The following is a 20212-nucleotide window of genomic DNA, read 5'->3' as shown; positions in this document are numbered from 1 at the left end:
GCGGCCGGCGTAATGTTTAACAGTTATAAAAGCCTGGGGGCAAGGTTACCTTATAGGTACGCAATTGGCGACCACCTTTACTCGTCAAGCGAAAGAAGCAAAGGGAGCGTGACAGCCATTGAATTTTTACTCCAGGATCAAATTGCTCGGTCTTTTGCTTGTTTTTCTTATGTGTTCTATCGGTAACGCTCAGCATGTGCAAGCAGCGCTGCCTCCACAAGCTTCTTTGGATTTGTTCGGTTCTAAAAGCGTGAGGACAACCCAAGAAAGTGTAATTCCCGATTTAAAAGTATACCCGGGAGGGCAGACGATTGGGGTTAAAGTAAAATCTTCAGGAGTGCTTGTCGTCGGTCACCATATCATTCAGGAAAGTAATGATCGTAAGGTATCACCTGGTGAAACAGCGGGGATTCGCCTAGGGGATCGGATTACACACATGAACGGCAAACCACTCAATAGCCTGGCAAGGGTTGCTGAAGTAGTAGACGAAGCAGGTAAGAATAAAAAGGCGCTCGACATTACGCTTTGTCGAGGTGAGCAGACCATTTCCACCAAGTTAACACCAGCATATGATCAGGATGATAAAGCATGGCGGCTTGGGTTGTATATTAGGGACTCGGCTGCAGGTGTAGGTACATTAACGTTTTACGCACCAGACCAAGGTGTATACGGGGCCTTGGGCCACGTAATTACCGATATGAATACCCAAACCCCTATTGTCGTGGGAAGCGGAGAGATTGTGCAGTCCAATGTGACATCAATTGCGAAAAGCCAAAGTGGGGAACCAGGAGAAAAACGCGCTCATTTTCTCAAAGATCATCGGGTATTAGGAAATATTGAACGAAATACGAATTTCGGAATCTTTGGGAAAATGTCAGATGAGCCGCAATATGGATTGTATTCGACTCCTATTCCGGTGGCTCTTGCGAATGAAGTAAAGGAAGGACCTGCAGAAATTTTGACTGTACTGGAAGGTCAACAAATTCAGCGGTTTCAGGCGGAAATTGTACACATTTCTCAGCAGGACAAACCGGCAACCAAAGGACTTGTGATTCGTATTGTAGATCCAAAGCTGTTGGATAAGACCGGGGGAATCGTGCAAGGAATGAGCGGTAGTCCGATCATCCAAAATGGTAAGCTTATCGGGGCTGTAACACATGTATTTGTGAATGATCCTAAATCAGGTTACGGTTGTTTTATCGAATGGATGCTGCGCGATGCAGGAATCATGCAGAATAACGTAAGCTTAAAATCATCTTCTAATCTTAAGGCGAGCTAGTGGCCTTAAGATTTTTTTGTCGAAAAGCAGGGGAATAGCTCATAATTGCAAGATAAAGAATCAATTATAATAGAAACTATAAAAAAAATAAATAAAAATAATTTTCGACAGAAGGAATTCATAATTCGATGTCGAAATCATATACTCCGACAAGAAATATTTATATACTGTAAACAGATATCACAATGGAATATCACTCAATGAGGAGGAAGTACATTGCAAAAAATTGAGGTATTGTTGGCTGATGACAACCGGGAATTTACGAATTTGCTTGCTGAATATATTTCCGATCAGGAGGATATGGAAGTTACAGGAATCGCCTATAACGGCGAAGAAGTGCTCCAACGCATCGCAGAATCCCGCAACATACCTGATGTACTTATTTTGGATATTATTATGCCTCATCTGGATGGTCTGGGTGTATTGGAGCGTTTGAGAGAAATGAACCTGACTCCACAGCCGAAAATCATTATGCTGACTGCATTCGGTCAAGAAAATATTACACAGAGGGCCGTACAGCTCGGGGCATCTTATTATATTTTGAAGCCGTTTGACATGGAAGTGCTGGCTAACCGTGTTCGCCAATTGGTGGGACCTCAGTTAGTTAACAGCAGTCCGGTGACCATTTCATCCATGCGGTCCAACGTTGTACCTATGGGTAAGACGAAAAACCTGGATGCCAGTATCACGGCCATCATACATGAAATTGGTGTACCAGCTCACATCAAGGGCTATCAATATTTACGTGAAGCCATTACGATGGTGTACAATAATATCGAAATTTTAGGAGCCATCACCAAAACATTATATCCGGCAATTGCCGAAAAGTTCAAAACGACGGCATCTCGCGTAGAACGCGCCATTCGTCATGCTATCGAGGTAGCATGGACCCGCGGAAATATCGACAGCATTTCACACCTGTTCGGTTACACCATTAATATCAGTAAGTCCAAACCAACCAATTCAGAGTTCATAGCGATGGTGGCAGATAAGCTGAGAATTGAGAACAAGGTGTCCTGAAAGGGCCAGAATGATTGATGAAGCAAGGAATTCTTGGGTTTTGACGTTTATCAATGATAATTGTAGGGACGGCTACGAATCTCCACAACAGCCGTCCCGATACCGATATACTTCTGAATAGTGGACAACTAATACCGCCTTTTTATTGGTTCTTCCAGACACCAGTAAAGGAGCGGTATTTTTTATAATTAAAACAATCTTTCAAATGAGGTGAATCGGATGTCTTTCCGTACTGTTCGAAGTATTTAGTTTCCGGGTTGGAAAAAAACGCGTACCAGCCGTCAAGGGGGGAGTCTATCCTTTTGACTAAACAAACTAAAATTTTGAATATCGGTCTGCTAGCCCGTAGCTTTTATCCTTATTTGGAAGGTGAAAAGTAAATGAATTCAATAGAGTATAAAGAGTTTTATGATAAGATTGGAAAAATCAACGGATGGGATTTCAGTAAGGTGAAATGTATCTCCAAAGGCGTAAAATGGGACTTCTACAATGAAGTAGCGAAGACATGCAAGAAGTCGGACATATTGCTTGACATCGGTACTGGCGGCGGGGAAGCCATTTTATCAATAGCAGATTCTGCATTACTTCTAGTTGGGATTGACCATTCCACCGGAATGATTGAAACAGCAACCAAGAATTCTGCTGAATCAGACATAGCAAATGTTCGTTTTCTCCAGATGGGTGCTGAAAATCTAAATTTTCCTGAGAACTTCTTTAATGTAATCTCTTCTCGACACTCATGTTTTTATGCAAAAGAAATAGAAAAGGTGTTAGTAAAGGGTGGTATGTTCCTGACACAGCAAGTAAGCGAAAACGACAAATTAAATATTAAAGAAGCGTTTGGAAGAGGACAGGCATGGGGTGCTAAGAAAGACTCGTTAAAAGCTAAATATATTACGGAATTAAGTGATGCGGGCTTTAACGACATACAGTCATTTGAATTCAATGCAACCGAATATTATCAGACTCCTGCAGACTTAATATTTCTCTTGAAATACACTCCAATTATTCCTAACTTCGGAGAAAAAGAAATTGATTTTCAAATACTCCAACAATTTATTTTGGAAAACCAAACCGAAATAGGAATAAGGACAAATTCAGAACGATTTATGGTGATTGCTAGGAAGTAAAACATAAAGAGATACCCGTTTTGGGTATCTTCAGGCTGTCGAGAAAGTCTCGACAGCCTATTTTATGTTAATTTTGTTTAAGACGACACCGCGTTAATGTTGTATAATATAGGTAACTATTGTAGAACGGATGGTGTTGATATGCTACGCTCCAACCGCGAAAAACAACAATCCTACGAATTTGTTTCCATCGAAGATCTGGTTCCTCAAGATCACTTGCTCCGCAAAGTAGATAAGTATATCGATTTTTCGTTTATCGATGATAAAGTTCGACCACTGTATTGTGCAGACAACGGGCGTCCTGCCATTGATCCTACCGTATTGTTTAAAATGATCTTTCTCGGTTATTTCTATGGCATTCGCTCAGAACGGCAACTCGAGCGAGAAATTCAGACGAACCTAGCTTATCGTTGGTTTCTGAGGTTGGGCTTAACGGATAAAGTTCCGGACCATACGACGATTAGCTGGAATCGTCGTACTCGCTTTAAAGACACCACGATCTTTCAAGATATCTTCGATGAAATTGTGCTGCAGGCGATCTCTCACCGAATGGTGGGTGGGCGTGTTCTCGTCACCGATTCCACACACGTCAAAGCCAATGCTAACAGGCACCAGTACACCAAAGAACAAGTGTTGCAGAATACTAAAGACTATATGGACGAGCTGAACGAAGCGGTGAAGGATGACCGGAGAAACCACGGAAAAAAGCCTTAAAATCCCGAGAGGAAGTGAACGAAGAAAAAGAAATTAAAGTGAGCAAAACAGACCCGGACAGCGGCTATATGATCCGTGATGGCAAGCCCGAAGGCTTCTTCTATCTGGACCACCGCACGGTGGATATGAAGTACAATCTGATTACGGACGTGCATGTGACACCGGGGAATGTACATGATTCTGTCCCCTATTTGTCCCGTTTGGATCGCCAAAGAGAACGTTTTGGTTTTCAAGTAGAAGCTGTTGCACTAGATTCAGGTTATTTAACAACGCCGATTTGCCGAGGTTTGCAGAACCGAAAGATTTTTGCCGTGATTGCTCACCGAAGATTCCATCCCAGACAAGGACTGTTTCCGAAATGGAAGTTTGAATACGATGCCAAACGCAATGCGTATAGATGCCCAGCCCAACAGGAACTGCCCTACCGAACGACGGACCGTAAGGGATACCGGCAGTATGCCTCTGACCCAGCTCAGTGCCAGCATTGCCCACTGCTAAGTCAGTGTACCCAGTCTCGAAACCACCGCAAAGTGGTGACTCGGCATGTCTGGGAAGACAGCAAAGAGTGGGTACGGAGCAACCGGCTGAGCCCATCTGGTAAAAAGCTGTACCGCAAACGAAAAGAGACGATTGAGCGAAGCTTCGCGGATGCCAAAGAGCTCCATGGGTTTCGCTATTGCCGTTTGCGCGGTCTTCCAAACGTCAGGGAACAAGCCCTTATGACGGCAGCCGTGCAGAACATGAAGAAGATGGCGATCCACCTAGATCGCCTGGAGAAACAGGGGTAACCCCCCTGCTTCTCCAGAGACCAGAGCATTATGATGTAAAAAAGAAACCCACGTCTCAAAATGACGGGGTTTCTCGACAATCTGAAGATACCCGTTTTGGGTATCTTTTTTTTAAACTTAGAAGTTTGATGCAATAAGTGAATAAAGATTTTCAGCACCTCTCTTGCTATATATGACGGTACAATTGTTGGGAATTATAAAACATAATGCTCTACAAGAGGTATATAATATAAACCTGAATCAGTTGCACTAACTATCACGAAGAGAAATCTCCCTTTTGTAAACAGTTCTGAAATTCTCTTTAAATTTGATATAAACAATGTGTCGTTTCTTGTCGATATAGTATCTAATTATAAAGAGAGCTGAGGAGCGAATATATGAAATTTAACATTCGAACAAAATTGATATTAGGTTTTCTTGCGGTAATAATATTATTGATTGTCATTAGTACAACATCTATCTCCAGAATGAAAAAATTAGGTGACACTTCGATGGCAATCGATAGCCATTGGATGCCAAGTGTGACTATCCTGGGAACACTAAATGGTGATATATCTGACGTAGAGCGGATCTCATTAAACATTATTGTAGAACGTGACCCAGAAGAAATGGAGAAGGTTCAGGCAGAATATGATAAGGTTTTAAAAAAGGTTGAGGACGGTCGAAAAACATACGAAAAATTAATTGCTACCCCTAAAGAACGTGAAATGTATGAAGAATTCTCCAAAAATTATGCGGAGTATTTGGCTAAGTTGCCAGAAATGATTGAAGCGGGGAAAGCTAATGATTACACTCAATCAAGCATCCTTCATCAAGAGTCCTATAAGTTATGGTATAGTTCAAACGATATGATCGGTCAGCTCATTAAATTGAATGCAGATGGATCTAAACAGACTACGAAAGAAGCTGTTGACAACTTTATTTCAGGTAGACAACTGGTCATCGTTTTGAGCGTTGTAGCCGTTATATTAGCATTGATCATGGCAATCATCATAGCCCAAATTATTTCTAAACCTATCTTGCGAATCAGTCGTGCTGCTGAAAGTATCGCATCGGGTGATCTTACAAGTGAAGCTATCATTGTGAAGGGCAAGGACGAAATCAGTACGTTGGCACATTCTTTCAATGTCATGGTTGAGAACCTTCGTGAACTGATTCAATCTGTGAGTAAGACGACTGAGCTGGTAACCACTTCCTCAGAAGAATTGACGGCCAGCGCAGAGCAAAATAGCCAAGCTTCTGCACAAATAACCGAAACGGTGCAAGAAGTAGCTACTGGAACAGGAGACCAGGTGCATATGGTGACGAAATCGTCCCAAGCTATTGAGGAAATGTCTATCGGTGTTGAGCAAATCGCCATCCGTGCGCAAAATGTATTTGCATCTGCGCAAGATGCGGCCCATAAATCGGCTGAAGGTAACCAGATGATTCAACAGGCAGTTACGCAGATGAATGCCGTGAATGATTCTATGAATGGATTGGCAGATCTCATGGCTGGATTGGGAGAGCGCTCAGACGAAATTGGCAAGATCATTGATGTTATCACCAATATTTCTAGTCAGACCAACCTTCTTGCCTTGAATGCTGCGATTGAAGCGGCACGTGCAGGAGAACATGGTCGCGGATTTGCTGTAGTTGCAGGCGAAGTTCGCAAGTTGGCTGAACAATCGGCTCATTCTGCTCAACAAATTACGGAGCTTGTGGGATTGATTCAAAAGGATACTACCCATGCTATTGAGGCGGTAGCGTCCAACGGGAAGGATGTCATGACAGGTCGTGAAGTTGTACAAAATGCAGGCGCATCCTTTGAACTCATTCAGGAAACCGTAAATAAAGTGGCCAGTGAAATTGAAGAGGTTTCTGCCGGATCAGAACAAATGTCTGCAAGTACTGATGAGATTGTTGGTTTTGTCAGACAAATTTCAGCAATTGCTGAAGAGGCTGCAGCCGGGACACAGCACGTGTCTGCTGCGACTCAAGAACAACTGGCATCGATGGAGGAAATTGCTTCCTCTGCAAGAAACCTGTCCAAAATGGCAGAAGATCTGCAAGGACAAATTGGTAAATTCAAAGTATAATTCATATACTGCTTTTTATGTCTCAGAGGAATAGCTGCTCTATTGTGAGCGGCTTTTTTCTGTTTTTTATTAATACATTGCAATTAAAGAGTGGAGATAAGAAGAGCCTGTAATTGGAACGATATGATATAATGGTGGGAAATTCTTTGGGTTGGAGTGACATCATGGACAATAAGACTGAACTTAAAGCAAGTGACCTACGTCAGTTAGCGATAGATAAAATCATAGCCACACCATTTTTGAATGATTTTAAGTATCTGAAAAGCAGAAAAGTTTTGAAAAAAGACACCAAGGAATTTATATTTGAAATTTATTTTGGTGCGACTAAATATGGTGCATTAAAAGTTTATATTATCGTGGAATCCAAAAAAATAAAAAAGAAGTATAGTACGGGGGCTTGTTTTCAGAGTGAGTTGATTGCTCTGACTAAGAAATATACGGGAAACAGGGATTACCTTGTGTCCACAGAAGCAGAAAGAGAGCGCGTGATCCAAGAGATTATTGAAGATATCTACACTTTCGCGTTGCCTTTTTTCAAGCGATTTGAACATGTAGAAACACTAGCAGAACAAGTACATAAGTCAGGTTTTTTACCGCATCGCAAACGCTTTGATAAGTTTAATCCGTTGACGAAAAGATTCATTGATTTTTATTATCAAGGGGAGTAATGTAGCCATCTGAGGCATTTTTGTTCTTGTTCTCACCATTGAGCAGTAGATAAGCATTTTGATAAGGAGAACGATTTCCCTAGAGTAGATATTATCGTTTTTTAAAAGGATGATGTACAATTTGTAAAACGGTCAATGTACTCCTCAGGAGAAGATGATTTACCTAACATGCTCAATTTCTTGCTAAGAGGCGAGTCAATGTTGCATTAGAGGGTACGGTTTTTATGTGGGTAGGCATTGGATGAACAGCACAGAGGCTGTACACACGGGTATATTTTAATGAATAAAACTATAGGCTAAGTCATCGCATTGAACGGGCTAGTGGTATTAACCCAATTGATTCTAAAGCAAAGGCGGGGATGAGAGCATGTGGAATAGTCTGACTTGGGTGTTCTTCGGCGTGTTGTTGGTGGCATTGGGTTGGATTGTTAAAGCAAGGCGTAATCGCAGCAGCAACAAACAAGTGAATGAACAGCGGGGCAGTAATGTCGTTGAATTTCGTCCTCGTAAGTCTGCTCGACAATCCCGAACTGGAAATGAATCTAAGTCTAAAGGGTCTTCCGGTTCACGCGTGAATACAAAAGCAGCAGGTATTCAGGCCCAAACTGGATTTGGACTGTCTGACTCAATCCAGGGCACTGGCAAGCAAAAATGTTCCTTTTGTAAAAAAGAAGAGAAATTAACCTTCTATGCGGATGACAATGGATCGCTGTATGGGGTCTGCAAAGAGTGTAAGCATAAGGCGGAAAGACAAGATATGTTGCCACTTTAGTCTATACAGACTGTTGAGGACCATCATTAAGAGAATTCTTAAACTAATAAAAACTCCCAACCCATGTAGTAATTGGTTAGGAGTTTTTTGCCTATGTTCTACATTGTTATCTAAGTTGCCTGTCAATTAATTCCTCAAGCGCATCTGCTATGTGATCTGGTCCATAGGATAGCTCTTCCCGGCTTAAGCTCAACCAGGCATGACGCTCATCCATATCAAAGGCACTCTCCAGCCAGCCAGACAACCCTCTGCCCCTGCGGTCTACTTCTACAAGCACATGCACACCCTCGGGTTCCAACTGCATAACCAACTCTAGTTCCTCGATATCCCGTGCATATTCCGAGCCGGGCGTAAATTCAAACTCCTGCACGAATGGAACACTGCGTCCAAGCTTGGGGTGACGTTCGCATGAGGAGGAGCGGAATCGGAAACCCAACAGGTGAACCGCCTCAAACACTGTATTCATATAGGGATGTGGCTCAATTTTGAGTGAATCACGATCGGTCGGGTCCAAAGCCATGCCAATATCTAATGCTGTTTCCAGCCAGACGGGCTGTTTGGCGTGAGTAACAGGAGTTTCCAACGGCAATCTGAAGGAAAAAGGAATTTCAAGCTCTTGTCCTTGCTCTAGATGAAAGCCGTCAGATACCTTAATTCGTGCAATGCAGCAGGTGGTGGTAGTTTTTTTATCATCGTGCTCCACGATATATTCAGTCTTGAGCTCGATGTCAATTTTGCCGATTTCCTGATCAATTTTGCCGCCTTTGATGCGCATGACGCCACTAAGTTCTTCCCCAGGCACATATACGGCTTGATCCACCAGCGTATCGATTTTAGCTGAACCGATTCCTGCGCTTGCTAAGATTTTGTTAAAGAAACTCATTATTCCTTCCCCCCATATAATCTCATGGTCATGATATACAAACGAAGACTAAAAACTTGTACAGCTTAACCGGATATACGGGGGAATGATTCGAATCGTTCCAAAAAAATGCAAGAAAAAAGTCACTGATACTCACGTAGGCATATTGCAGTTTGTCGATCCATCTGTCTACTAATCGCAGTTCACTTTATGAGGAGGTATAAAGCAATTTCGACAACGAGGCTCATAAGCCTCAGAGTCGCCGATCATCACAATAGGTCCCACAGTGGAAGGTTTACCATTTACCATACGTTGCGTAAATACTGCTTCCGAGCTGCCACATACAGCGCAAAAGGAAGTCAGCTTCTCGATGTCATCCGCCATGGCGAGCAGACCACCGACATAGCCGAATTCCTTGCCTCGGTAATCCAGATTCAGCCCATCGGCAATGACATGCTTGCCGCAATAAGCTAGCTCTTGTACGAGCGACATAATATGACGACTGAAAAACTGGACTTCGTCAAAGGCAACCACGTCGGCATCTTGTGTTTCTTGCAAAATACGCTGAACGAGCTCATCTGTGAGTTTTCTGGGGATAGAGATAGCGGGCAGCCGATATCCGATCCGGCTTACTATTTCGTCCTCGGCATAACGATTATCTTCAGCGGGTTTGTAAGCGACCACTTTACGATGCCCGTATTGGATTAGTTTTTGACAGCGGCGAATCAATTCGCCGGATTTTTCACTGAACATGGGGCCTGTAATAATCGTAATTCGTCCTGTAGGCAAAGCGAATTCCCCTCTCTCTAACATGTACATAACACTGTTAATCTTCTTCTCCGAAAGAAAACGCCATTATAGATTACCATAACCAGCCGTATACAGACTAGAGAAAATATATTGATTTTCGACATGTTTTTGTATGTCCATTCCTAAAACGTAAATGTGGTCGTCATTGCTCTGCCGCCGCGGGCATGATATGGTGAAGCGTAGTGGAATGAAGGGAAGAGTGAAAGGCATGGACGAAAAAAATACGGATTATAGTGCCAAAAAAGGAGCATTACTGGAGCAAGGACTGATCAGCCCGCAAGCTCTAGAACTCATCACTGAGCTGGAGACAGAGCTGAACTTTCTGCGCAAGCAAAATGAATCATTTCGCAAGGCGCTGCGAGCCAAATCAGCACAAAGTCCAAGGATGTCTACCAAATTACGAGATGCGCTGTATGAATGATATGGAAAGAGATCTGGATTAAATGGTTAACTTTTTTGTAGCCTATGCCTAAACGCTATATTTTGTACAGTGAAATAAAGAGAGTACAATAAGCTATATATAATCAATTGTTAATGGAGGAGAAACATGACTATACATTGTGATGTCGCTATTTTGGGTGGAGGAACCGGGGGGTATGTAGCAGCTATTCGTGCCGCCCAGCTTGGCAAAGAAGTGGTTATCATCGAAAAGGACAAGCTTGGCGGAACCTGTCTGCACCGTGGTTGCATTCCGAGTAAGGCCTTGCTGCGCAGTGCGGAAGTATATGCGACAATTAAGGAAAGTGCACAATACGGTATTGAGACATCGGGAGCACAGCTTGTATTTCCCAAGGTTCAGGAGCGTAAGGAAGCCGTTGTGGAGCAGTTGCATCAGGGCGTTCAATTTTTGATGCGTAAAAATAAAATTACGGTGCTGAGCGGTAAGGGACGCGTGATTGGGCCGTCTATATTTTCTCCAAAAAGCGGGGCAGTTGCTGTGGAATTAGAAGATGGCGAGATGGAGACGATTGTTCCTGCACATCTCATTATTGCAACGGGATCACGCCCGCGTGTGCTGTCCGGGCTAGAGCCAGATGGCGAATTTATTCTGAGCAGTGACGAAGCGTTAACGATGGAGGAGCTACCCGCATCCCTGATTATCGTGGGCGGTGGTGTGATTGGCGTGGAGTGGGCTTCCATGCTAAATGATTTTGGCGTAGAGGTTACGGTGGTTGAAGCCGCGAATCGCCTCATCCCCACGGAAGACGAAGACGTTTCGCGTGAAATGCAGCGCTTGTTAACCAAGCGTGGTGTCAAGGTGCTGACGGGTTCACAAGTGCTGGCTAAAACATACGGCAAAGATGAGGAAGGCGTACAGATTGACGTGCAAAAAGGGGAAGAAACCGAAACCCTCAGCGCTTCCAAATTGCTCATTTCTGTAGGGCGTCAGGCCAATGTGGAAAATATCGGGCTGGAAAATACGGATATCCGCGTAGAGCATGGCTTTATCTCGGTTAATGAGCATTTGCAGACGAATGAGCCACATATTTACGCCATTGGAGATTGTATCGGCGGCTTACAACTGGCGCATGCGGCAAGCCATGAAGGTTTGCAGGCGGTTCATCATCTGGCGGGCGAAGAGTTTCACAGTGTACCTAACCATCTGATTCCGCGGTGTATTTATACACGGCCTGAAGCCGCGAGTGTCGGCTTAACGGAGCAAGAAGCCCGTGAGCGTGGACATCAGGTGAAGACAGGGAAATTTCCTTTTCAAGCTATCGGAAAATCGCTAGTATACGGCAGTCGGGACGGCTTCGTCAAAGTAGTGGCCGACGAGAAGACCCATGATATTCTCGGTGTACATATGATCGGTACGCATGTGACGGATCTGATCAGCGAGGCCGCTCTTGCGCAACTGCTGGATGCTACGCCGTGGGAAGTCGGACAGCTTATTCACCCGCATCCGACGTTGTCGGAGATTTTGGGAGAAGCGATGTTGGCCGTTGATGGACAGGCGATTGGCATATAGACCTTTCAAATAAATCGGTGCTTTTCTTTTTGGGCAGAAAAGGATTATAATGGGGTTAGCCAGAGTTTAGTACCAGGTTTTAAGACAAGATGGTACTAGGTACTGGAAGTAGGATGTTTGACACTTAAGGAGGTGCCTCAATGAGTTCTAAAGGCGCTGTAGACGCTGGCTTCAGACATGAGCAGCTGGGACTTACTCACGGACAAGTTATTGATATGTACAGATATATGTTGCTCGCAAGAAGATTTGACGAGCGCAACATGCTCCTGCAACGGGCAGGGAAAATTAATTTCCACGTTTCTGGCATTGGACAGGAGGCGGCACAAGTAGGTGCAGCTTTCGGCCTTGACCGGGAAAAGGACTATTTTCTTCCCTATTATCGGGATTATGGATTCGTGCTTGCGGTAGGAATGACGCCGCGCGAACTGATGCTGTCGGCATTTGCTAAGGCAGATGATCCCAATAGCGGTGGTCGCCAGATGCCAGGTCATTTTGGTAGTAAACGGCTACGTATTGTGACAGGCTCCAGCCCAGTAACGACACAGGTTCCGCATGCAGTGGGTGTAGCTTTGGCTGCCAAAATGCAGAAAAAGGATTTTGTATCATTTGTTACGTTTGGGGAAGGCTCCAGCAATCAGGGAGATTTTCACGAGGGCTGTAACTTTGCTGGTGTACAGAAGCTGCCAGTCATCATTATGTGCGAGAACAATCAATATGCGATATCGGTTCCGATTCATAAACAGTTGGCAGGCAAGGTAAGCGACCGTGCATTGGGATATGGATTCCCAGGGATTCGAGTCGATGGTAATGATGCGTTGGCCGTATATGCGGCGGTGAAAGAAGCACGGGAACGTGCTGTCCGTGGTGAAGGTCCTACGTTGATCGAAGCCATGATGTACCGTCTGTCTCCTCACTCCACCTCGGATAATGATCTGGCTTACCGAACCAAGGAGGAAGTGGATGAGAATTGGGCCAAGGATGGCGTAGCCCGTATGAAAAGCTACTTGATTGAATGCGGCATTTGGGATGAGGCCAAGGATGCGGATCTGTCGGCTGAGCTGCTGCTCGAAATCAAGGAAGCGATTGAATATGCAGATAATGCGCCTTTTCCAAAGCCCGAAGATACGCTGCTGCATGTGTATGCAGATAGCGATGGGGAGGGCCTGTAACGATGGCGATTATGGAATATATTGATGCGATTCGTCTTGCGATGAAAGAAGAGATGGAGCAGGATGAAACAGTTTTTGTATTAGGTGAGGATGTTGGGGTGAAGGGCGGTGTCTTTACAACGACAAAGGGACTGATGGACCAATTCGGTGAGCAACGTGTCATGGATACGCCATTGGCTGAGTCGGCTATTGCCGGGGTAGCGATTGGTGCAGCCATGTACGGAATGAAGCCGATTGCTGAAATGCAATATTCGGACTTCATGCTTCCGGCGACGAATCAGATTATTAGTGAAGCAGCTAAAATCCGCTACCGCTCTAACAACGATTGGAACTGTCCTGTTGTAATTCGCGCACCAATCGGTGGAGGGATCTTTGGCGGTTTGTATCACTCTCAGTGTCCAGAATCTATCTTTTTTGGTACGCCGGGTTTGAAAATTGTTGCTCCATTTACACCTTATGACGCAAAAGGATTGCTGAAAGCAGCCATTCGTGACCCTGATCCAGTGCTATTTTTTGAAAATAAAAAATCCTACAAGCTGATCAAGGGTGAAGTGCCTGAGGATGATTATATCGTTCCGATTGGCAAGGCTAATCTATTACGTGAGGGTGACGATATTACGGTCATCGGTTATAGCCAGCCTTTGCATTTTGTCATGCAGGCTGCTGAGGAATTGGAGAAGGAAGAGGGCATTACTGCACAGGTTGTGGATTTGCGCACACTCCAACCGCTGGACCGCGAAGCCATTGTTGAGGCTGCACGACATACGGGTAAGGTATTAATCGTGCATGAGGACAACAAAACGGGCGGCATCGGTGCCGAGGTATCGGCTATTATTAATGAGGAATGTCTGTTCGAGCTGGATGCACCGATTGAGCGCCTATGTGCTCCTGATGTGCCAGCCATGCCGATTAGCCCACCGATGGAGAAGTTTTATATGTTAAACAAGGATAAAGTGAAGGAAGCCATGCGCCGTCTTGCAATGTATTAATATAGGGAAGATTGGACGAAAGCATTCCAAAAGTGTAGTGGGGTAGCGGTAAAACGCGCCCTTCTATGATGTTAAGGAGTTGAAAAAATGTCAGACCAAACACAATGGAACGACGTGACCATGCCACAATTGGCAGAATCGCTCGTATCGGCGACAATTGCCAAATGGCTCAAACAACCTGGGGAAACGGTAGAGCAATTCGAGCCGATTTGCGAGGTTATTACAGATAAAGTGAATGCAGAGATTCCATCCACATTGGACGGCATTATGGGTGATCTGTTGGCAGAGGAAGGTCAGACAGTAGCGGTAGGTGAGTTAATTTGCCGTATTCAGACGAAGTCGGCTGCACCTGCAGTGGCATCAGGGGCGACACCTGTTGCACCAGCATCTCAAAGCACCGTACAAACACAATCTCGGCAGAGTGCTGGATCGGATCAGTCCATGAGAGGACGGTTTTCCCCAGCGGTGCAAACCCTGGCTGCTGAGCATAATGTGGACTTAAGCCAAGTACCAGGCACGGGCATGGGGGGACGAATTACCCGCAAAGACGTGCTGAATTATGTGCAGCAGGGCAGTTCCGCTCCCACTGGAGCATCTAGACAGCCGACTGTAACGGCAACAGGACAAGGCTCTCCTTTTGCAGGAAGACAGCAGTCTGCCCCTCAGTACAGTACACCGATTCAAAATATGGACCCTGCTATTCCGGTTCGTAACAGTGGGATTCATTTGACGGAGGCTCCAAAAGCTCCTGTGATCGAAGTTGAGGGTGGCAACAATAACAGATCCGAGTATTTTATTGATGTTACACCCATTCGCAGTGCAATTGCTCGCAATATGCGACAAAGCGTTTCGGAAATTCCACATGCATGGACGACGATTGAGGTGGATGTGACCAATCTGGTGATGCTCCGCAACAAGATTAAAAACGAATTTAAGCAAAAAGAAGGAATTAATATTACGTATCTGGCTTTCCTCATGAAAGCAGTCGTGAATGCAATCAAGGAATATCCGATTATGAATTCGGTCTGGGCAGTGGATAAAATTATCGTCAAAAGAGACATCAATATTTCGCTAGCCGTGGGTACAGAGGACTCCGTTCTTACCCCTGTTATTAAAAAAGCGGATCAGAAAAATATTGCTGGATTAGCTCGTGAAATTGACGATTTGGCACGTAAAACCCGGGAAGGCACGCTCAAATTGGACGACATGCAAGGCGGAACGTTCACTGTAAACAACACAGGCTCCTTTGGTTCCATTTTATCTTATCCGGTGATTAACTATCCGCAGGCTGCAATTCTTACCTTTGAATCCATTGTCAAAAGACCCGTGGTTATCGATGATATGATTGCAGTTCGCTCAATGGCTAATTTGTGCTTGTCGCTGGATCATCGTATTTTGGATGGAGTGATCTGTGGACGATTCTTGCAACGGGTTAAAGAAAATCTTGAAGGCTACACTTTGGATACGAAGCTGTACTAATCATCCGAACAGTTGAGGAAATGTACGGAGAGGAAGTGACAGGCCGTGAACAGACGACCGCTTGATGTAACCTATACGAATAGGATGGAATATGCCCATGCATGGGATGTCCAGAAGGAGATTGTGGGAAAGCTGGATGCGGGAGAGGCAAGAGAAACGCTTATGCTTCTCCAGCATCCACCGACCTACACGATTGGCTCTCAGCGGCATCCTGAGCATTTGCTCCTCACACCAGAGCAACTGAAGGAGCAGGGAATCAGCGTCTTTCAGATTGACCGTGGGGGAGACATTACATATCATGGGCCGGGGCAGCTTGTCGGATATCCTCTACTTATGCTCGGCAACCGGGAGGCGCTGAATCTGCATGGATACCTTCGAAGTCTGGAGGAAGTGATCATTCGGTTGTTGGCATCTTATGGGGTTGAGGGAAGTCGTAAGCCTGAATATACGGGGGTATGGATCGGGAATCTTAAAATTGCGGCCATTGGTGTCAAATTCAACAAGTGTAAGCACCGCCGGGGCTTCGTAACCAGCCATGGCTTTGCCTTTAACATCAAATCAGGGATACAGCATGAGGGCTTTGAGGGCATTGTCCCGTGCGGAATTCAGGAATACGGTGTGACATCATTGGAGGACTGCATACAGAAGCCTACGTCGGTGGAGCAGATTGCGAAGGAAATTGTACCGTACTTTGAACAGCAATTTTCATTTGCTGCGCAATGGCAAACGCATTCTTTCCAATAAAGGTAAGGCGGGCTATTGTGTATTTACACGGGAGCCCGCCTGTTTGCTTTACGTAACAGCTCGTCCACTCAAGGCTTCATAATGCCTTAGAGCAGCCGGATACCTTGAGCGGTATAGTTATTATAGTGGCATAATAAACGGCTCAATTACCATGAACAGTGTAGAACCAATCATAGCTGCGAGCATAATGTAGACGAAAAAACGAACCCATTTTTTGTTCGACATGTGTAACTCCTTTAGGATAGGTTTAAGTCATAGATAAGAACATCTATCCGTATTGTAGCGTAATCGGGAAAGAGAGGAAAGTTTAATGACAGTAAAAGTAGTAAAAGACCGAATCGTACAGGAATTTATGGAACTCGTACAGGTGGATAGCGAAACGAGAAATGAGCAGGAAATATCACGCGTCCTAAAAGAAAAGTTTAATGCTCTCGGGCTGGAAGTAATGGAAGACGATTCTCGTGAAAGAACTGGACATGGTTCAGGCAATCTGATCGTCACCTGGAAAGCGGAAGGTGTAGAGCAAGCACCCAAATTATTTTTTACCTGCCACATGGATACCGTTACTCCGGGTAAAGGCATTAAGCCGCAGTTGGGTGAGGATGGCTGGATTCGTAGTGACGGTTCAACGATTCTGGGGTCTGACGACAAGGCGGGAATTGCTGCTTTGTTCGAGGCGATTCGTGTCGTGCGTGAACAGAATATTCCCCATGGTCAAATCCAGTTCGTGATTACGGCTGGCGAGGAATCTGGTTTGATGGGGGCACGTGCGATGAAGCCAGACGTGCTAGATTCTGATTTCGGATATGCTTTGGATTCGAATGGTGAGGTCGGCTCTATTTGTATAGCTGCCCCCACGCAGGCACGTATTGAAATGAAGATTACTGGGAAGTCCGCACATGCGGGGGTAAATCCCGAAGATGGCATTAGTGCCATTCAGGTCGCTTCTAAAGCAATTTATAAAATGAAACTAGGACGGATTGATAAGGAAACGACCGCTAACATCGGCAGTTTTGAGGGCGGCGGCGCGACGAATGTGGTATGCGATTTTGTGTTGATCCGTGCAGAGGCACGTAGTATTGTGCAGGAAAAGGTTAATCATCAAATCCAGCACATGCGTGAAGCGCTGGAAACCACCGCACGCGAATTTGGTGCACAGGGAGAGTTCCGCAGTGAAGTCATCTATCCGGCATTCAGCTTTACGGAGCATGATGAAGTTGTACAGGTTGCACAGCGTGCAATTCAAGGACTGGGACTGGCAACGCCGACCTTTCATTCCGGTGGTGGCTCAGATGCAAATGTGTTCAACGGGCTTGGAATTCCGACGGTGAATTTGGCTGTGGGCTATCAGAACATCCATACAACAGAGGAAAAGATCAAGGCCGATGACCTGGTGAAGGTTGCTGAAGTTGTCGTAGCTCTGATTCAAGAAACCACAAAATAAACTTGTATCATACACTTGCAATATATTGAAAAAAGGTTCAGGTTAAAGACAGGAACAGTGTTCCTTCGTCTTTAGACCTGAACCTTTTTTGGAACAACTAGCGAAGCGATAGTGGCTGTAGGTCCGTGTTCCTTTTGCCATTGGCGCAAGAGTGCTTGAATCTGCCAAGCTTTACCAACGATATGGAGGGTGCTTTCAGTACGGTAGCTTTTCATTTCTGCATCTCCTCATGACAGGAAGTTTGTTATTCTACCACCAGCTTATGTACAAAGTGGACAAGTTAGACTAACTTTGGTGATAATTAATAAAGAAAGATAGATATGAAGGAGGAAACTTACTGATGAACGAGCAAACGAATGGACAATTGAACAATTCAACAAACGATGCACCTCGCAAGCCTTATTCGAATCCTGCGCTAGACGAAAAGACCGTGTCCACACAGCCTATCTTTGAGGGAAAGGTTATTACATTACAGGTGGACACGGTAGAGCTTCCCGACGGCTCCACTGGAAAGCGTGAGATCGTAAAGCATCCAGGTGCGGTGGCTGTTTTGGCTCTACATGAAGGGAAAATGCTGGTCGTGGACCAGTACAGACAGGCGATGGGGCGCTGTGAGGTGGAAATTCCTGCAGGTAAGCTGGAGCGGGGTGAAGACCCGATGGAAGCAGCGGGACGTGAGCTGAGAGAAGAGACAGGTTATACTGCCAAGTCGTTGAAGCTGCTGCATTCCTTTTATACCTCTCCTGGGTTTGCGGATGAAATCATTCATCTGTATGTGGCCGAAGAACTGGAGTTAGGTGAGATGGAACCGGATGAGGATGAATTTCTGGAGCTGTTTGAGGTGACGCTGGAAGAAGCACAGACGCTCATTCGTGAAGGACGGATAAGTGATGCTAAAACGATTTTGGCCGTCTATGCATGGCAACTCCGCCAACTTACAGGGAGCTTCTGAGCGTATGGATGAAAATATAGCAGAACTTAACGACTACTTTGCAGACTTGCATATTCATATTGGCAGGACAGAGAAGGGAAATCCGGTCAAAATTAGTGGCAGCCGCGATCTGACCTTTGCCAACATAGCTAAGGAAGCCTCCGGTCGCAAAGGAATTGGGCTAATCGGTATCATTGACTGCCATGCACCTAATGTACAGGAGGATATTCGTACCTATTTACATACGGGTGAAATGAAGGAAATCAGCGGCGGAGGTATCGCATACCGGGATACGGTTATCCTCCTTGGCACGGAGCTGGAAATACGTGCTGAAGGTCGTCCTGAGGCGCACGTACTGGCCTATTTTCCAGATCTGGCGGCGATGGAGGATTTTACCCAATGGCTGGCCGGGCATATGAAAAATGTTAATCTCAGCTCACAACGAATCTATGCACCGCCACGCGAGTTGCAGCAGCAAATTTACAGACGTGGAGGCATTATGGTGCCTGCGCACGTCTTTACTCCTCATAAGGGCATATACGGCAGTTCAGCGGCTCGTATGGAGGAACTGCTGGATATGGAGCTCATTAGTGGGGTGGAGCTGGGGCTGAGCGCAGATTCATCTATGGCCGGTTTGATTTCGGAACTGGATCGCTTCAGCTTTCTAACGAATTCAGATGCCCATTCACTTGGGAAAATCGGACGAGAATACAATAAATTATCACTGGCAAAGCCGTGTTTTGATGAATTCAGAATGGCTTTGGAGCGGCGGGAAGGACGACGGGTGCGTGCCAATTACGGATTAAATCCGAAACTGGGCAAATACCATCGTTCTTACTGTCAAAGCTGCGGTACGATTATTGACGAGCAACAGATGGCGGATGAACGTTGTCCTGACTGTGGTCATACCAAGCTGGTGCGTGGTGTGCTGGATCGAATATGGAGCATTGCCGACCGTGAGCAACCCAAGATTCCATCTCATCGTCCGCCGTACATTTACCAGATTCCACTGGAGTTTATTCCAGGTCTGGGCAAAGCCAAGCTGAACCAGCTATTGGCTGCATTTGGAACAGAAATGAATATTTTACATGAGGTTACACAGGAGGAGTTAGCAGCAGTCGTCGGAAAAGTGCTGGCAGAGCAAATTGTGCTTTCACGCGAGGGGCGACTGTCGCTTGTATCCGGTGGTGGTGGAACATACGGCAAAATAGCTAAGTCCTAGTAAAGTCTTGTCCCTCTAAAGGCATATCAGCGTCTGCTTGTTCATAACCATAAATTATCTATGCCGCTGGCTTGGCACATCATTCGTGATGTTTGATCCGCAGCGAAAGCTGCCCCATTTCTAGCCATCAGGCGTCGGATTACG

At 45.3% G+C, this 20212-nt stretch carries 20 protein-coding genes; 16 read left to right on the top strand and 4 right to left on the bottom strand.

Features of this window, described 5'->3' with window-relative positions; genetic code table 11:
* Positions 1-118 precede the first annotated feature (118 nt).
* The 7 genes from spoIVB (at position 119) to MKY98_RS15475 (ending at position 8449) form a co-directional block, all read left to right on the top strand.
* A complete protein-coding gene (gene spoIVB / locus MKY98_RS15505) occupies positions 119-1279 on the top strand; it encodes a SpoIVB peptidase (protein WP_069012724.1) in 1161 nt (386 codons plus the stop codon).
* Positions 1280-1495: 216 nt separating this feature from the next.
* Entirely contained in the window at positions 1496-2299 is an 804-nt protein-coding gene (gene spo0A, locus MKY98_RS15500) for a sporulation transcription factor Spo0A (protein WP_029517271.1), read from the top strand.
* 380 nt (positions 2300-2679) lie between these two features.
* On the top strand, positions 2680-3429 hold the full coding sequence (locus MKY98_RS15495) for a class I SAM-dependent methyltransferase (protein ID WP_069012723.1): 750 nt from the start codon (positions 2680-2682) through the stop codon (positions 3427-3429).
* A 141-nt stretch (positions 3430-3570) separates the two neighbouring features.
* Positions 3571-4931 (top strand): IS1182 family transposase gene (locus MKY98_RS15490; protein ID WP_341011432.1). Its coding sequence is split into 2 segments (ribosomal slippage): positions 3571-4138 and positions 4138-4931, totalling 1362 coding nucleotides; the frame shifts between segments, so codons are not numbered across the junction.
* A 377-nt stretch (positions 4932-5308) separates the two neighbouring features.
* Positions 5309-7009, top strand: coding sequence for a methyl-accepting chemotaxis protein (locus tag MKY98_RS15485; protein WP_069012722.1), 1701 nt, complete (start codon positions 5309-5311; stop codon positions 7007-7009).
* Positions 7010-7173: 164 nt separating this feature from the next.
* On the top strand, positions 7174-7677 hold the full coding sequence (locus MKY98_RS15480) for a hypothetical protein (protein WP_029517276.1): 504 nt from the start codon (positions 7174-7176) through the stop codon (positions 7675-7677).
* 367 nt (positions 7678-8044) lie between these two features.
* A complete protein-coding gene (locus tag MKY98_RS15475; protein WP_069012721.1) occupies positions 8045-8449 on the top strand; it encodes a hypothetical protein in 405 nt (134 codons plus the stop codon).
* Between the two features lie 106 nt (positions 8450-8555).
* On the opposite strand, the gene MKY98_RS15470 is transcribed toward MKY98_RS15475, so the two are convergent.
* Both MKY98_RS15470 and MKY98_RS15465 read right to left on the bottom strand, forming a co-directional pair.
* Positions 8556-9332 (bottom strand): sporulation protein, encoded by a 777-nt coding sequence (locus MKY98_RS15470; RefSeq protein WP_069012720.1) that lies wholly within the window; start codon positions 9330-9332, stop codon positions 8556-8558.
* 171 nt (positions 9333-9503) lie between these two features.
* The gene (locus MKY98_RS15465) at positions 9504-10100 is read right to left on the bottom strand and encodes a thymidine kinase (RefSeq protein WP_029517279.1); all 597 of its coding nucleotides are present in this window, start codon (positions 10098-10100) and stop codon (positions 9504-9506) included.
* A gap of 208 nt (positions 10101-10308) precedes the next feature.
* Here MKY98_RS15465 and MKY98_RS15460 point away from each other — a divergent pair, with 208 nt between their 5' ends.
* From MKY98_RS15460 to lipB, 6 genes are all read left to right on the top strand, one after another.
* Positions 10309-10542: a hypothetical protein gene (locus MKY98_RS15460; protein WP_013310799.1), complete on the top strand. Its 234-nt coding sequence runs from the start codon at positions 10309-10311 to the stop codon at positions 10540-10542.
* Between the two features lie 126 nt (positions 10543-10668).
* Positions 10669-12090, top strand: coding sequence for a dihydrolipoyl dehydrogenase (lpdA, locus tag MKY98_RS15455; protein WP_069012719.1), 1422 nt, complete (start codon positions 10669-10671; stop codon positions 12088-12090).
* A gap of 140 nt (positions 12091-12230) precedes the next feature.
* The gene (locus tag MKY98_RS15450; protein WP_029517281.1) at positions 12231-13259 is read left to right on the top strand and encodes a thiamine pyrophosphate-dependent dehydrogenase E1 component subunit alpha; all 1029 of its coding nucleotides are present in this window, start codon (positions 12231-12233) and stop codon (positions 13257-13259) included.
* Positions 13260-13261: 2 nt separating this feature from the next.
* Positions 13262-14248, top strand: a complete 987-nt coding sequence (locus MKY98_RS15445) for an alpha-ketoacid dehydrogenase subunit beta (RefSeq protein ID WP_029517282.1) — start codon at positions 13262-13264, stop codon at positions 14246-14248.
* A gap of 87 nt (positions 14249-14335) precedes the next feature.
* The gene (locus MKY98_RS15440; RefSeq protein ID WP_069012718.1) at positions 14336-15727 is read left to right on the top strand and encodes a dihydrolipoamide acetyltransferase family protein; all 1392 of its coding nucleotides are present in this window, start codon (positions 14336-14338) and stop codon (positions 15725-15727) included.
* 45 nt (positions 15728-15772) lie between these two features.
* Positions 15773-16471, top strand: coding sequence for a lipoyl(octanoyl) transferase LipB (gene lipB, locus MKY98_RS15435; protein ID WP_029517284.1), 699 nt, complete (start codon positions 15773-15775; stop codon positions 16469-16471).
* A gap of 120 nt (positions 16472-16591) precedes the next feature.
* Here lipB and prli42 read toward each other — a convergent pair whose 3' ends face one another.
* Entirely contained in the window at positions 16592-16696 is a 105-nt protein-coding gene (gene prli42, locus MKY98_RS15430; RefSeq protein ID WP_023989226.1) for a stressosome-associated protein Prli42, read from the bottom strand.
* An 85-nt stretch (positions 16697-16781) separates the two neighbouring features.
* Between prli42 and MKY98_RS15425 the strand changes: the two genes are divergently transcribed.
* Positions 16782-17915 carry a tripeptidase T gene (locus MKY98_RS15425; protein ID WP_069012717.1) on the top strand — a complete coding sequence of 378 codons (1134 nt, stop codon included), beginning with the start codon at positions 16782-16784 and terminating at the stop codon, positions 17913-17915.
* Between the two features lie 71 nt (positions 17916-17986).
* Here MKY98_RS15425 and mciZ read toward each other — a convergent pair whose 3' ends face one another.
* Complete coding sequence (gene mciZ, locus MKY98_RS15420) at positions 17987-18130, bottom strand: Z-ring formation inhibitor MciZ (RefSeq protein ID WP_080658620.1); 144 nt, start codon at positions 18128-18130, stop codon at positions 17987-17989.
* Between the two features lie 125 nt (positions 18131-18255).
* On the opposite strand from mciZ, the gene MKY98_RS15415 reads away from it, so the two are divergent.
* Both MKY98_RS15415 and MKY98_RS15410 read left to right on the top strand, forming a co-directional pair.
* A complete protein-coding gene (locus tag MKY98_RS15415; protein ID WP_029517286.1) occupies positions 18256-18867 on the top strand; it encodes an NUDIX domain-containing protein in 612 nt (203 codons plus the stop codon).
* 4 nt (positions 18868-18871) lie between these two features.
* A complete protein-coding gene (locus MKY98_RS15410) occupies positions 18872-20068 on the top strand; it encodes an endonuclease Q family protein (RefSeq protein ID WP_069012716.1) in 1197 nt (398 codons plus the stop codon).
* The last annotated feature ends 144 nt before the right edge of the window (positions 20069-20212 follow it).

This window comes from Paenibacillus sp. FSL M8-0228, assembly GCF_038007385.1.
GTDB classification, from domain to species: Bacteria; Bacillota; Bacilli; order Paenibacillales; family Paenibacillaceae; genus Paenibacillus; species Paenibacillus polymyxa_D.
The sequence above is the reverse complement of the archived record's forward strand: the minus strand, read 5'-3'. Positions and strand labels throughout refer to the sequence as shown.